Source organism: Halomonas borealis (assembly GCF_004798905.1).
Lineage (GTDB): Bacteria > Pseudomonadota > Gammaproteobacteria > Pseudomonadales > Halomonadaceae > Halomonas > Halomonas borealis.
Genome location: NZ_SDMO01000059.1, coordinates 1 through 279 on the forward strand (window position 1 = coordinate 1; position 279 = coordinate 279).

The window sequence follows — 279 nt, forward strand, 5'->3', positions numbered from 1 at the left end:
CTAAGCGTTCTTGATAAACTTTAATCATCTCAGAAGTCATGTGCTTAACGTCTGATTTAGCTTCTTCTCCAAAATATTTTAGACCGTAATAAAGGCCAATCACTTGACTGAAATAACTCTCCGTTATATCGAGCTGATGTTTTTCTTGACTCCTTGCCTCTGATACATTCGATAAAAAACGTCCATATGCAGACCCTAAAAGTCGTAATTCATCTGAAAGTAAGCCGGTTGCCTTACGCGCGAGTTTCACCAACATCCACGCTTTAATTAAAGGCCAAT

Annotated in this window: 1 pseudogene; it reads right to left on the reverse strand. The window is 38.7% G+C overall.

Annotated features, from left to right (window positions below):
* Nucleotides 1–279, reverse strand: a pseudogene (locus tag ETC07_RS16160) (hypothetical protein); the annotation flags it as partial.